Annotated in this window: 10 protein-coding genes; 5 read left to right on the top strand and 5 right to left on the bottom strand. The window is 70.4% G+C overall.

Going from position 1 to position 13,479, the window contains the following annotated elements:
- Positions 1-43 precede the first annotated feature (43 nt).
- Complete coding sequence (locus ACWCQM_RS07565) at positions 44-1,855, top strand: NHL domain-containing thioredoxin family protein (protein WP_450914366.1); 1,812 nt, start codon at positions 44-46, stop codon at positions 1,853-1,855.
- Between the two features lie 45 nt (positions 1,856-1,900).
- On the opposite strand, the gene ACWCQM_RS07570 is transcribed toward ACWCQM_RS07565, so the two are convergent.
- From ACWCQM_RS07570 to ACWCQM_RS07585, 4 genes are all read right to left on the bottom strand, one after another.
- Positions 1,901-2,122 carry a DUF6458 family protein gene (locus ACWCQM_RS07570; protein ID WP_450914367.1) on the bottom strand — a complete coding sequence of 74 codons (222 nt, stop codon included), beginning with the start codon at positions 2,120-2,122 and terminating at the stop codon, positions 1,901-1,903.
- Between the two features lie 103 nt (positions 2,123-2,225).
- Entirely contained in the window at positions 2,226-3,524 is a 1,299-nt protein-coding gene (locus ACWCQM_RS07575) for a M18 family aminopeptidase (RefSeq protein ID WP_450914368.1), read from the bottom strand.
- A gap of 106 nt (positions 3,525-3,630) precedes the next feature.
- The gene (locus ACWCQM_RS07580; protein ID WP_450914369.1) at positions 3,631-4,272 is read right to left on the bottom strand and encodes a hypothetical protein; all 642 of its coding nucleotides are present in this window, start codon (positions 4,270-4,272) and stop codon (positions 3,631-3,633) included.
- Positions 4,273-4,534: 262 nt separating this feature from the next.
- Entirely contained in the window at positions 4,535-6,361 is a 1,827-nt protein-coding gene (locus tag ACWCQM_RS07585) for an acyl-CoA dehydrogenase (RefSeq protein ID WP_450914370.1), read from the bottom strand.
- Between the two features lie 171 nt (positions 6,362-6,532).
- On the opposite strand from ACWCQM_RS07585, the gene ACWCQM_RS07590 reads away from it, so the two are divergent.
- The 3 genes from ACWCQM_RS07590 to ACWCQM_RS07600 all read left to right on the top strand — a co-directional run bounded on the left by ACWCQM_RS07590 (position 6,533) and on the right by ACWCQM_RS07600 (position 9,296).
- On the top strand, positions 6,533-6,973 hold the full coding sequence (locus ACWCQM_RS07590; protein WP_073750539.1) for an SseB family protein: 441 nt from the start codon (positions 6,533-6,535) through the stop codon (positions 6,971-6,973).
- A gap of 196 nt (positions 6,974-7,169) precedes the next feature.
- Complete coding sequence (locus tag ACWCQM_RS07595; protein WP_073750537.1) at positions 7,170-8,126, top strand: pirin family protein; 957 nt, start codon at positions 7,170-7,172, stop codon at positions 8,124-8,126.
- Positions 8,127-8,222: 96 nt separating this feature from the next.
- Positions 8,223-9,296, top strand: coding sequence for an AI-2E family transporter (locus ACWCQM_RS07600; protein WP_450914371.1), 1,074 nt, complete (start codon positions 8,223-8,225; stop codon positions 9,294-9,296).
- Here the strand turns inward: ACWCQM_RS07600 and ACWCQM_RS07605 are convergent.
- Entirely contained in the window at positions 9,291-11,414 is a 2,124-nt protein-coding gene (locus ACWCQM_RS07605; protein ID WP_450914372.1) for a SpoIIE family protein phosphatase, read from the bottom strand. The two genes, ACWCQM_RS07600 and ACWCQM_RS07605, sit on opposite strands and share 6 nt — an antisense overlap.
- A gap of 184 nt (positions 11,415-11,598) precedes the next feature.
- Here ACWCQM_RS07605 and aspS point away from each other — a divergent pair, with 184 nt between their 5' ends.
- Entirely contained in the window at positions 11,599-13,416 is a 1,818-nt protein-coding gene (gene aspS / locus ACWCQM_RS07610; protein ID WP_450914373.1) for an aspartate--tRNA ligase, read from the top strand.
- Positions 13,417-13,479: the final 63 nt, after the last annotated feature.

Below are 13,479 nucleotides of genomic sequence, written 5' to 3' on the forward strand. Positions count from 1 at the left end.
CTGACCGGAATGCGTGCAGGCCGGGGTGCTGTTGACTTATGTCATGACAGCACGTGCACGCGTCCGCGCCCCCGAACTGATCGGCAAGGGCGGTTGGCTGAACACAGGTGACCGGCAGTACACCCTCGCTGATCTGCGAGGGCGCATCGTGATCCTGGATTTCTGGACCTTCTGCTGTGTGAACTGCCTGCATGTGCTCGACGAGCTGCGTGAGCTGGAGGAGAAGCACCGAGACACCGTGGTGATCATCGGTGTCCACTCGCCGAAGTTCGTGCACGAGGCGGAGCACCAGGCCGTGGTCGACGCCGTCGAGCGGTACGAGGTGCATCACCCGGTCCTCGACGACCCCGAGCTCGCCACCTGGAAGCAGTACGCCGTGCGTGCCTGGCCGACGCTCGTCGTGGTGGACCCCGAGGGCTATGTCGTCGCCCAGCACGCCGGCGAGGGGCACGCGCACGCCATCGGGAAGCTGGTCGAGGAGCTGGAGGCCGAGCACGCCGCCAAGGGCACCCTGCGCCGCGGGGACGGCCCGTATGTGGCCCCCGAGCCGGTCGCCACGCATCTGCGCTTCCCCGGCAAGGCGCTCGCCCTCCCGGACGGCGGTTTTCTCGTCTCCGACACCACCCGCCACCGCCTGGTCGAGCTGGAGGCGGACGGCGAGACCGTGCGCCGCCACATCGGCACCGGTGAGCGCGGATTCGCGGACGGGGATTCCGGCCGGGCCCGTTTCAGCGAACCGCAGGGTCTGGCCTTCCTGCCCGACGGCCGGATCGCCGTCGCCGACACCGTGAACCACGCGATCAGGGACCTCGACCTCGCCACCGGCGTGACGACCACGCTCGCCGGGACCGGCCGCCAGTGGTGGCAGGGCTCGGCCACCAGCGGCCCGGCCACCGAGGTGGATCTGTCGTCGCCGTGGGACATCGCCTGGTTCGGCGATCGGCTGTGGATCGCCATGGCCGGGGTGCACCAGCTGTGGACGTACGACCCCGAGCGGGGCGCGGTGGCCGTCGCCGCGGGGACGACCAACGAGGGCCTGGTCGACGGGCCGGGGGCCGAGGCGTGGTTCGCGCAGCCCTCGGGTCTCTCCGCGGCCGGGGACCGGTTGTGGGTCGCCGACTCGGAGACCTCGGCGCTGCGCTGGGTCGGCCTGGACGGCGCCGTCCATACCGCCGTCGGGACCGGTCTCTTCGACTTCGGCCACCGTGACGGCCCCGCCGGCCAGGCACTCCTCCAGCATCCGCTGGGTGTCACCGCGCTCCCGGACGGCTCGGTCGCCGTCAGCGACACCTACAACCACGCCCTGCGGAGGTACGACCCCGAAAGCGGTGAGGTGACCACGCTGGCCACCGATCTGCGGGAGCCGAGCGACGCGGTGCTGGTGGAGGGCGATCTGGTCGTCGTCGAGTCCGCGCGGCACCGGCTGACCCGGCTGCGGCTCCCCGAGGAGGCGGTGCGCGTCGCCGACCAGGCGCACCGCACCCAGCGCGCGGCCACGGAGATCGCGCCCGGCACGCTGCGGCTGGACGTGGTCTTCCAGGCCCCCGCCGGGCAGAAGCTGGACACCCGCTACGGCCCCTCGACCCGTCTGCTGGTCTCGTCGACCCCGCCGGAACTGCTGGCCGGGGGATCGGGGCAGGGTACGGAACTGAGCCGCGACCTGGTCCTCGCGGACGGTGTCACCGAGGGCGTCCTGCATGTGTCCGCGATGGCCGCGTCCTGCGACGACGACCCGGCGAACGAGTACCCGGCGTGCCATGTGCACCAGCAGGACTGGGGCGTGCCCGTCGTCGTCGGTGCCGGGGGCACGTCCAGGCTGCCGTTGGTGCTGGCCGGGATGGACGAGCAGGCCTGATCCCGCGTGGCCGGGTCCGGGGCGGCGGTGCCGCCCCGGCGCCGGTCAGTGGTAGCGGCGCTCGTCCTCCGACACGACCGTGGTGGTGGGCGGGACGACCATGCGGCGGCGCCGCGCGATGCTCACATAGACGAAGACCCCGATGAGGCCGACGAGCATCATGATCCAGCCGACCAGGTCGACGTTCACGGTGTCCATCTCCCAGTCGGTGGCGAACGCCAGGATCGCTCCCGCGCCGATCAGGAGAATGCATCCTCCGAGTCCCATGATTTCCGCCTCCTCGACGGCCCGGTGACTCCGGGCCGGTGTACCGGTCGGGTACCCGGCGCGGGGGCAAGCATGTCCCCGGAGGCGGCGGAAGCCTGCCGGTTCAGCCCGCCAGGAACGCGGTGAGCGCGTTGGCCAGGAGATACGGGTCGTCGGCGCCGCAGAGCTCACGCGCGCTGTGCATCGACAGGATCGCCACGCCGACGTCGACGGTCAGGATGCCGTGCCGGGCCGCGGTGATCGGGCCGATCGTGGTTCCGCACGGCATCGAGTTGTTGGAGACGAACGTCTGCCAGGGCACGCCGGCCTTCTCGCAGGCCGCCGCGAACAGGGCCCGGCCGCTGCCGTCGGTCGCGTACCGCATGTTGACGTTGACCTTGAGGATCGGCCCGCCGTTGGCCACCGGGTGGTGCGTCGGGTCGTGCTTCTCGGCGTAGTTGGGGTGCACCGCGTGGCCGGTGTCCGAGGAGAGGCAGACGGTCCCCGCGAAGGCGCGGGCGCGGTCCTCGTAGGAGCCGCCGCGGGCGAACACGGAGCGTTCCAGAACGGTGCCGAGCAGCGGGCCGTCCGCGCCCGTGTCGGACTGGGAGCCGTTCTCCTCGTGGTCGAAGGCGGCGAGCACCGGGATGTACGGGATCTCCTCGTCCGGCTGCCCGGCCGCGGCGGCCAGTGCGGCCGTGGCGGCGTGCACGGAGAGGAGGTTGTCCATGCGGGGCCCGGCGAGCAGTTCACGGTCGCGGCCGAGGTAGGCCGGCGGCTCCACGGCGTGCGGCATGAGGTCCCAGCCGGTCACCTCGGCGGGGTCGACGCCCGCCTCCTCGGCGACGAAGCGGATGAGGTCGCCCTCCTCGACCTCACCGAGTCCCCAGATCGGCTGCATGTGCCGCTGACGGTCGAGCTTGAGGCCCTCGGGGTTGGCGGACCGGTCCAGGTGCACGGCCAGCTGGGGCACCCGCAGCAGGGGCCGGTCGATGTTGACCAGCCGGTGCGTGCCGTCGCGCAGCGAGATCCGGCCGGCCAGGCCCAGGTCCCGGTCGAGCCAGGTGTTGAGGAGCGTCCCGCCGTAGATCTCGACGGCGACCTGGCGCCAGCCGTACGCCCCCGTGTCGGGCAGCGGCTTGACCCGCAGGTTGGGGGAGTCGGTGTGTGCTCCGACGATCCGGAACGGCGTGTGGGCCGTGGCGCCCTCGGGCACGTACCAGGCGACGATCGCCCCGCCGCGCAGCACGTACTTCCCGCCCGTGGAGCCGTCCCACGCGTCCGTCTCCTCGACCCGGCGGAAACCGGCCTTCTCCAGCCGCGCGGCGGCGGTGGCCACGGCGTGGTACGGGGAGGGGCTGGCCATCAGGAAAGCCATCAGATCGTCGGTGTGCCCGCGGTCGAAGCGGAGGGGAGAGCTCATGTTCTTCACTTTAACGACGGTCGACGGGGACGCCTCATGGTGTACGGCGGCCACCCGCGGCCCGTGTCCGGAAAGCGTCGCCGGTGCCCCTCCCTCCGCACGGCCCTCAGAGCTTCGCGGACGGGTCCTCGCCGTTCTGCGCCTGCTGAGCGCGGTCGGAGAAGAGGGCCGCGAGGTCCTTGACCAGATCCTTGTCGAGAGCCTTCTCGCTCCGGGCGTCCGAGGCGACCCAGAGCAGTGCCGTGCCCACCCGGATCTGGCCGGTGACGCCGTACGCTCCGTCGTAGCCCACGGGGCCGGCCACGGCGTCGCTCTCCGCGCCCACGGAGCCCAGGTCGGCCTCGTCCCTGCCGGCCGTGCGCGCCGTGTTCTTCCACAGCACGTCGTACGCGGCCTCGGCGGCCTTCTCGTCCTTGTAGGCGACCATCCAGAAGCGGGCGCTCGCGTTCTCGTCGTCCCGCCGGAAGGAGACGGAGCCGAAGAACGAGGAGTCCTCGCAGCCCTCGCCCTCCGTGGACGGGCAGAAGTTCTTCCGGGCGGCCTCGCTCATGGGGGCGGCCGACGGATCCTCGGAGAACTTCCAGTCGGGGAGCGCTCCTTCGTCCGGCAGCACCGAGGCGACCTGCGCCTCGTCCAGGGCCGTCGCCTTGTCGTCGCCACCGCCACCGCCGCAGCCCGTCAGCAGCAGCACCGCGGCTCCGGCCGCCGCCCACCGTATGCCCGCGGCCTTCACCGACGTCGTACCCATGACCTCATCCCCCTCGGTAGTCACCGGAATCATAGGTCCGGCCCGCCCCCCGGGAGGGGACGGGCCGGACCTATGACTGTGCGGAACGCGTACGGAAGGACTAGGGCCCCTCGTTTGGATCATGCCGGGCTCGCGTGCCCTGGCACCGCACCTCGCGGCGTTGTCGTCACTCGACAACGCTCCGCGTTGCCTCAATCCTCCGCCTTGCGATGCACGGCACCAGGCCCCGCTCCCTGACCCGGCCTGATCCAAACGGGAGACCCTAGAACGCGGCCTCGTCCAGCTCCATCAGCGAGTTGTCGACGGTCTCGGCGAGCGCGCGCTCGGCGGAGACGCCCGGCAGGATGTTCGCCGCGAAGAACTTCGCGGCGGCGATCTTGCCCTGGTAGAACGCCGCGTCCTTCGCGGAGGCGTTGCGCAGCTTCTCGGAGGCCACGGCCGCGCCCTTGAGGAGCAGGTAGCCCACGACGACGTCGCCGGAGGCCATCAGCAGGCGGGTGGTGTTGAGGCCGACCTTGTAGATGTTCTTGACGTCCTCGCCGGTCGCGGTGAGGTCGGTGATCATCGTGCCGACGATCGCCTCCAGGTCCACGGCGGCCTTGGCGAGGTTGTCCAGCGCGCCGGAAAGCTCCTCGTTGCCCTGGGCGCCCGCGAGGAACTTCTTGATCTCCTCGGAGAGGGCGTTGAGCGAGGCGCCCTGGTCGCGGACGATCTTCCGGAAGAAGAAGTCCTGGCCCTGGATCGCCGTCGTGCCCTCGTACAGGGTGTCGATCTTGGCGTCACGGATGTACTGCTCGACCGGGTACTCCTGGAGGTATCCGGAGCCGCCGAAGGTCTGGAGCGACTGCGCGAGCTGCTCGTAGGACTTCTCGGAGCCGTAGCCCTTCACGATCGGGAGCAGCAGGTCGTTGAGGCCGTTGAGCGCCTTGGCGTCCTCGCCCGCGGCCTCCTTGACCTGAATCGCGTCCTGGACGGAGGCGGTGTACAGCACGAGGGAGCGCATGCCCTCGGCGTACGCCTTCTGCGTCATGAGGGAACGGCGCACGTCCGGGTGATGCGTGATGGTGACCTTGGGGGCCGTCTTGTCCATGAACTGCGACAGGTCGGTGCCCTGGACGCGCTCCTTGGCGTACTCCAGCGCGTTGAGGTAGCCGGTGGAGAGGGTCGCGATGGCCTTCGTGCCGACCATCATGCGGGCGAACTCGATGATGCGGAACATCTGGCGGATGCCATCGTGCTTGTCGCCGATCAGCCAGCCCTTGGCGGGGTGCTGGTCGCCGAAGGTCATCTCGCAGGTGTTGGACGCCTTGAGGCCCATCTTGTGCTCGACGTTCGTCGCGTACACGCCGTTGCGCGCACCGAGCTCGCCGGTGGTCCAGTCGAAGTGGAACTTCGGGACCATGAAGAGGGAGAGGCCCTTGGTGCCGGGGCCCGCGCCCTCGGGGCGCGCCAGCACGTAGTGGATGATGTTCTCGGACATGTCGTGCTCGCCCGAGGTGATGAAGCGCTTCACACCCTCGATGTGCCAGGAGCCGTCCTCCTGCTCGACAGCCTTGGTGCGGCCGGCGCCGACGTCCGAGCCGGCGTCCGGCTCGGTCAGCACCATCGTCGAGCCCCACTGCTTCTCGACGGCGATCTCGGCGATCTTCTTCTGTGCCTCGTTGCCCTCGTCGAAGAGGATGCCGGCGAACGCGGGACCCGAGGAGTACATCCAGACGGCCGGGTTGGCGCCGAGCAGCAGCTCCGCGTAACCCCAGATCAGGGAGCGCGGGGAGGTCGTGCCGCCGATCTCCTCGGGCAGGCCCAGGCGCCAGTACTCGGAGTCCATGAACGCCTGGTAGGACTTCTTGAAGGAGTCCGGGACCGGCGCGGTGTTCGTCTCGGGGTCGAAGACCGGCGGGTTGCGGTCGGCGTCGGCGTACGAGTCGGCGAGCTCGTTCTCCGCGAGGCGGGTGACCTCGTCGAGGATGCTCTTCGCGGTGTCGACGTCCATCTCCGCGAACGGACCCGTGCCGTACAGCTTGTCGCGCCCGAGGACCTCGAAGAGGTTGAACTCGATGTCGCGGAGATTCGACTTGTAGTGCCCCATGGGAAGGCTCCGTAATCAATAGCAGTGGCGCGCAGCGCCCCGTGGAGGAGTGAGGATCGGGCGACGGACGGCCTGGCGTGGGTATATCACCTGACCCCTACGATGATGCTACCCGCCAGTAATAAGACGCAACCCCTCAAGGGGCAGATGTGGCCGATTACTCTTTGCGGCATGTATGGCTACGACCAGAACCCAGGTGCACAGCAGCAGATGGGCGGCGGCTACGGCGAGCAGCCGTTGTACCCCGAGCCCTCGCCGCCGTCCCTGGCCGACGCGGTCCGTGCCTTCACGACCGGGTCGCTGTCCGCGGAGGACTTCCAGCAGATCTTCGCCACGGCGAAGGTCTACTGCCCGCGCGGCGACAACCCCGGATTCCTGGCCCTCCACAACACCCAGCAGCCGGTGATCCCCATGTTCACCACGCTCAAGGAACTGCGGAGCTACGCGGGCAAGGAGTCCAAGTACTTCGTGATCACCGGGGCCGAGGTGATCGACCTGCTGCCGACCGGCTACGGCTTCGTCCTGGACATGGAGGGCGATCACCGGATGGTCTTCGACGCCAAGGCCGTGGAGCAGATGGTCGACTTCGCGATGCGCCGCATGTATGGCTAGACGCCATTGCCGCGCAGACGGCTGAGCGGCGCCCGCCGCGCACCGCGCACTCCCCGAGGGCCCGCACCGAACCGGTGCGGGCCCTCGGTGCTGTCCGGAGGGGGCGGGAACGAAAGGGGGCGGGAATGAACGCCGCCTTGCAAGATGTTCACTGTTCAACTAAATTGGACGCAGAAGACTCCCGGAGGTGGCTCCCATGCCCGCAGTGACCGTCGAAAACCCGCTGACCCTTCCCAAGGTCGTGGCACCGGCCGAGGCCCAGGCGCGTCCCGTGCTGACCGTCACCACCGCGCCCAGCGGTTTCGAGGGCGAGGGGTTCCCGGTGCGCCGCGCCTTCGCCGGGATCAACTACCGGCACCTCGACCCGTTCATCATGATGGACCAGATGGGTGAGGTGGAGTACGCCGCCGGCGAGCCGAAGGGGACCCCCTGGCACCCGCACCGCGGCTTCGAGACCGTCACCTACATCATCGACGGCAGCTTCATCCACCAGGACAGCCACGGCGGTGGCGGCGCCATCGAGAACGGCGACACCCAGTGGATGACGGCGGGCTCCGGCCTCCTCCACATCGAGACGCCGCCCGAGGCCCTCGTCATGTCCGGCGGCCTCTTCCACGGCCTCCAGCTCTGGGTGAACCTCCCGGCGGCCGACAAGATGATGGCCCCGCGCTACCAGGACATCCGTGGCGGCCAGGTCCAGCTCCTTGCCTCCCCGGACGGCGGCGCGCTGCTCCGTGTCATCGCCGGTGACCTCGACGGTCACGAGGGTCCGGGCATCACGCACACCCCGATCACGATGGTCCACGCGACCGTCCGGCCGGGTGCCGAGGTGACGCTGCCCTGGCGCGAGGACTTCAACGGCCTCGCGTACGTCCTCGCCGGGCGCGGCAGCGTCGGCCAGGAGCGCCGCCCCGTCCACACCGGCCAGACCGCGGTCTTCGGCAAGGGGTCCTCGCTGACCGTCCGCGCCGACGAGACACAGGACGGGAACACCCCGGACCTGGAGGTCGTGCTGCTCGGCGGACGTCCGATCCGTGAGCCGATGGCGCACTACGGGCCGTTCGTCATGAACACCCAGGACGAGCTGAAGCAGGCCTTCGAGGACTTCCAGAAGGGTCTGCTGGGTACCGTCCCGGCCGTCCACGGAATGTAGCGGGGCCTGTCCCGCACGGGCGCGGGGGTTGACGGTCCGTCACCCGTACGCCCGTGCGGGAGGGACACCGCTCCCGCCCCGTGATCGGGTGGGAGGGTGCCTACCCGGAAGCCCCTCCTGCCCGACGTCGCGCGGCGGACGGCCGCCTGGTGCGGCGTCATGCTTCTCGTCGCCGGTGTCGCGGCGGTCGCCGTCTGGCTGTGCGTCACGCTGAAGACCGCGGTCACCCCGGTCCTGCTGGCGCTGCTGGGGACGGCCCTGCTCGGGCCCGTCCACCGCTGGCTGACCGCGCACAAGGTGAACAGGTCGCTGTCCGCCGGGCTCACCTGTGTCGCGCTCGTCGCGGTGGGCGGGGGCGCCGGCTACATCGTCGTCACCGCGCTCATCGACACCGGCGACCAGATCGTGGAGTCCCTGAAGGACGCCGCGCAGTGGGTCATCGACCACTTCGAGATCGAAGGGGTCGCCGATGTGGACGATCTGGCGGACAACGCCAAGGGCCTCGTGGAGAGGTTCGGAGCGAGCGCGGCGGGCGGACTGCTCACCGGGATCAGCCTCATCGGTTCGCTGCTGACCACCGCCGTCCTCGCGCTGCTGCTGACCTTCTTCTTCCTGCGCGACTCCGACCGCACCGTCGCCCTGGCCCACAGGCTCGCCCCGCGCGGCACGGGCGACCTCGTGGAGGCCATGGGGCGCAGGGCCTTCGAGGCCGTCGAGGGCTTCATGCGCGGCACCACCTTCATCGCCCTGATCGACGCGCTCTGCATCACCGTGGGGCTGCTGATCCTGCGGGTGCCGGGGGCGGTGGGGCTGGGGGCGCTGGTCTTCGTCGGTGCCTACATCCCCTATCTCGGCGCCTTCATCTCCGGGGCGGTCGCCGTGCTGGTCGCGCTCGCCGACCGGGGGTTCGTGATCGCGCTCTGGGCCCTGGGCGTGGTCGTCGCCGTCCAGGTGCTGGAGGGCCATGTGCTGCAGCCGGCGATCCAGAGCCGCACGGTCCAGATGCACCCCGCCATGATCATGATCGCGCTGACCGCGGGGGCAAGTGTCGCGGGGCTGCTGGGGATGCTGCTCGCGGTGCCGCTCTGCGCCGCGGTGTTCGGGGTGATCGGCGAGCTGCGCAAGGGGTACGAGGCGAACGGCGGCGGGAGCGTTCCCGAGGGCTCATGACCCCTCGGCGGCTCCGGTGCCCTCGGGCTTCTCCGCCTCGTACAGCTCGAACCAGATCGACTTGCCCTCTCCTCGCGGGTCCACCCCCCACGCGTCGGCGAGCATCTCCATCAGCACCAGCCCGCGGCCGCTGGACGCCATCTCCCCCGGCCGCCGCTTGTGCGGCAGCTCGTCACTGGCGTCGGCCACCTCCAGGCGCAGCCGCCGCTCGCCGCGCTCCCCGGTCACCTCCGCCACGAGGAGCGCGTCCCCGTCCGTGTGGACCAGCACGTTCGTGGCCATCTCGGAGACCATCAGCTCGGCCGAGTCGATCTGCTCGGGGTCCGCCCAGTCGTGCAGCAGCTCCCGCAGCTGCTGCCGGGCCGTCGCGACGCGCTCGGGTTCCGCCTGGGCGATGGTCATGGCCGAGCGCCTGCTGGGGGTCCTGCGGGTCCGCACGCCCTCGCGCCGCAGCACGAGGACGGCGATGTCGTCCTCGCGTCGGTCCACGAGCGGACCTGTCGTGTGGTGCGAGCCGGGGCCGTGCACGGCCTGGACCAGGTCGTCCGCGAGCTTCTCCAGGTCCTCGGACGGCTGCTCCAGGACGGGCCGCAGCCGTGTCCAGCCGGTGGCCATGTCGTGCCCGCCGGTCTCGATGAGCCCGTCGGTGCACAGCATGATCGTTTCTCCCGGCCCCAGGACGACACGGGTCGTCGGGTAGTCGGCGTCCTTCTCGATTCCGAGGGGAAGCCCGCCCGCGGTCTGCCGGATCACCGCGGTGCCGTCGACGCTGATCACCACCGGGTCGGGGTGGCCGGCCCGGGCCACGTCGAGGGTGCCCGTCTCGGGGTCCGCCTCCGCGTACAGGCAGGTGGCGAAGCGCATCGCGTCGGCCTCGTCCTCGCCCTCGACACGGTCATAGGCGTCGGTCAGCCCGGACAGGAACCGTGAGGCGCGGGAGAGCACGGCGTCCGGGCGGTGCCCCTCGGCGGCGTACGCGCGCAGGGCGATCCGCAGCTGGCCCATCAGCCCCGCCGCGCGCACGTCGTGCCCCTGTACGTCGCCGATGACCAGGGCGATCCTGCCGTTGGGCAGCGGGATCACGTCGTACCAGTCGCCGCCGACCTGGAGCCCGCCGCCCGTCGGGATGTAGCGCGCCGCCACCGTGAGGCCGGGTACACCCGGGCCGAGCGACGGCATCATGGCCTTCTGGAGGCCCAGCGACAGCTCCCGCTCGGTCTCGGCGGCCCCCGCGCGGGCCAGGGCCTGCGCCAGCATCCGGGCCACCGTCGTCAGCACCGAGCGCTCGTCCGGCGAGAAGGCCACGCTGTGCCGGAACCCGGCCATCCATGCGCCCATCGTGTGCCCCCCCGCGATCAGCGGCAGAAAGGCCCAGGACTGGCGTCCGAAGTCCCTGGCGAGCGGCCAGGTGGTCGGGAAGCGCTTCCGGTACTGCGCCGGGGACGAGAGATAGATGGCCTGGCCGGTCCTCACGACCTCGGCGGCCGGATAGTCGGTCTCCAGCGGCATGAAGGTGAACGGCTTCTCGTCGCCGACGTTGTGCCCGTGGTGCCCGATGACCGTCAGCCGGTCGCCCGAGACCCCGAAGAGGGCGAGCCCGTCGGGGGAGAAACCCGGCATGGAGAGAGACCCCGCGACCCGCAGCACCTCCTCGGTGGACCCGGCCTCGGCCAGCGCCCTCCCCGCGTCCAGCAGGAACGCCTCGCGCGAGCGGCGCCAGTCGCCGGTCAGCGGGGTGTGGGCCGCGGAGGCATCCGGGGGCTCCGCGACCTCCTGGAGTGTGCCCATCAGTACGTAGACATGGCGGCCCGGCGAATCGACCGCGACCGGTTTGGAGCGGCTGCGGACGGTCCGCACGACCTTCCCGTCCTCGTCCAGGATCCGCAGCCTCGCCTCGGCCACCGTGCCCTCGGCGATCGCGTAGTTCACCACTCCGTCGACCTCGTTCCAGTCGGCCGGGTGGAAGCGGGGGCGCACCTCCGCACCGGGACGGGTCACGGGCTCGGCGGGCAGTCCGAGCAGCCGGGCCGCCTCGGCGTCGAGCGTGACCAGGCCCGCCGAGCTGTCCCAGCTCCACGTTCCGGTCCCGATCGCGACCAGGATCTCCTCGGTGCGCATTGCCCCACTTTAGGAAGAAGTTCTCCCCGGACGCCACCGAGGGGCGACCGCACGGCGGCCGCCGCCGGGGCCCGTACACGCGTCCCGGACGGGTCCCCGGGATCAATGGCAATGAAGTCGTGCCCCTACGGGCGGTAGCCTGGGGTGTCAATCCACCCCGACCGCGAAGACTGGATGAACGACGATGCATCGGTACAGGTCCCACACCTGCGGCGAGCTCCGCGCCTCTGACGTCGGCACCGACGTCCGGCTGAGCGGCTGGCTGCACAATCGCCGAGACCTGGGCGGCATCCTCTTCATCGATCTGCGCGACCACTACGGGCTGGTGCAGCTCGTCGCCCGTCCGGGCACGCCCGGCAACGACGCGCTGTCGAAGCTGACGAAGGAGACCGTCGTCCGGATCGACGGCAAGGTCTCCGCGCGCGGAGCCGACAACGTCAACCCGGAGCTCCCGACCGGTGAGATCGAGATCGAGGTCACCGAGGTCGAGGTGCTGGGCGAAGCCGCCCCGCTGCCCTTCACGATCAACGCCGAGGACGGGGTCAACGAGGAGCGGCGCCTGGAGTACCGCTTCCTCGACCTACGCCGCGAGCGCATGCACCGCAACATCATGCTGCGCTCGTCCGTGATCGCCGCCATCCGCTCCAAGATGGTGGCCCTCGGCTTCAACGAGATGGCGACCCCGATCCTCACCGCGACCTCCCCCGAGGGCGCCCGTGACTTCGTGGTCCCGTCCCGGCTGAACCCGGGCAAGTTCTACGCCCTCCCCCAGGCGCCGCAGCAGTTCAAGCAGCTGCTGATGATCTCCGGCTTCGACCGCTACTTCCAGATCGCGCCGTGCTTCCGCGACGAGGACGCCCGCGCCGACCGCTCGCCCGGCGAGTTCTACCAGCTCGACGTCGAGATGTCGTTCGTGGAGCAGGAGGACGTCTTCCAGCCGATCGAGAAACTGATGACCGAGCTCTTCACCGAGTTCGGCAACGGCCGCGAGGTCACCTCGCCGTTCCCGCGCATCCCGTTCCGCGAGTCGATGCTGAAGTACGGCAACGACAAGCCGGACCTGCGGGCCAAGCTGGAGCTCGTCGACATCTCCGACATCTTCGCGGACTCGGAGTTCAAGGCGTTCGCCGGCAAGCACGTCCGCGCCCTGCCGGTGCCGGACACCGCCGGTCAGTCCCGGAAGTTCTTCGACGGCCTCGGCGCGTACGCCGTCGAGCACGGCGCCAAGGGTCTCGCCTGGGTCCGCGTCGGCGAGGACGGCACGCTGGCGGGTCCGATCGCCAAGTTCCTCACCGAGGCCGACGTCAAGAGCCTCACCGAGCGCCTCTCCCTCGTCCCCGGCCACGCGGTCTTCTTCGGCGCGGGCGAGTTCGACGAGGTCTCCAAGATCATGTCCGTCGTCCGCGTCGAGGCGGCCAAGCGCGCCGGCCACTTCGAGGAGGGCGTCTTCCGCTTCTGCTGGATCGTCGACTTCCCGATGTACGAGAAGGACGAGGAGACCGGCAAGATCGACTTCTCGCACAACCCCTTCTCGATGCCCCAGGGCGGCCTGGAGGACCTGGAGACGAAGGACCCGCTGGACATCCTCGCCTGGCAGTACGACATCGTCTGCAACGGCATCGAGCTGTCCTCCGGCGCCATCCGTAACCACGAGCCCGAGCTGATGCTCAAGGCCTTCGAGATCGCCGGTTACGACCGCGAGACCGTCGAGCACGAGTTCGCGGGCATGCTCCGCGCCTTCCGCCTCGGCGCCCCGCCGCACGGTGGCATCGCCCCGGGCGTCGACCGCATCGTGATGCTGCTCGCCGACGAGCCCAACATCCGCGAGACGATCGCCTTCCCGCTCAACGGCAACGCCCAGGACCTGATGATGGGTGCCCCGACCGTGCTGGACGAGACCCGGCTGCGTGAGCTGAACATCCAGCTCCGCAAGCCCGTCGCGGCGGCGAAGGAGAAGGCCGAGGCCAAGGACTCGGTCGCGCGGGACACCGGCGCGAAGTAAGCGGTTCCGCTTCGGTTCCACGTGAAACAGTCCCCCGGCCGCCCGGCCGGGGGACTGTTCTCG

This window comes from Streptomyces sp. NPDC002125 (assembly GCF_053593715.1).

What these genes read in the sequence shown, in the direction of transcription:
- ACWCQM_RS07565 (WP_450914366.1), top strand. Translation starts at nt 44, where the DNA reads ATGACAGCACGTGCACGCGTCCGCGCCCCCGAACTGATCGGCAAGGGC.
- ACWCQM_RS07570 (WP_450914367.1), bottom strand. Translation starts at nt 2,122, where the DNA reads ATGGGACTCGGAGGATGCATTCTCCTGATCGGCGCGGGAGCGATCCTG.
- ACWCQM_RS07575 (WP_450914368.1), bottom strand. Translation starts at nt 3,524, where the DNA reads ATGAGCTCTCCCCTCCGCTTCGACCGCGGGCACACCGACGATCTGATG.
- ACWCQM_RS07580 (WP_450914369.1), bottom strand. Translation starts at nt 4,272, where the DNA reads ATGGGTACGACGTCGGTGAAGGCCGCGGGCATACGGTGGGCGGCGGCC.
- ACWCQM_RS07585 (WP_450914370.1), bottom strand. Translation starts at nt 6,361, where the DNA reads ATGGGGCACTACAAGTCGAATCTCCGCGACATCGAGTTCAACCTCTTC.
- ACWCQM_RS07590 (WP_073750539.1), top strand. Translation starts at nt 6,533, where the DNA reads ATGTATGGCTACGACCAGAACCCAGGTGCACAGCAGCAGATGGGCGGC.
- ACWCQM_RS07595 (WP_073750537.1), top strand. Translation starts at nt 7,170, where the DNA reads ATGCCCGCAGTGACCGTCGAAAACCCGCTGACCCTTCCCAAGGTCGTG.
- ACWCQM_RS07605 (WP_450914372.1), bottom strand. Translation starts at nt 11,414, where the DNA reads ATGCGCACCGAGGAGATCCTGGTCGCGATCGGGACCGGAACGTGGAGC.
- aspS (WP_450914373.1), top strand. Translation starts at nt 11,599, where the DNA reads ATGCATCGGTACAGGTCCCACACCTGCGGCGAGCTCCGCGCCTCTGAC.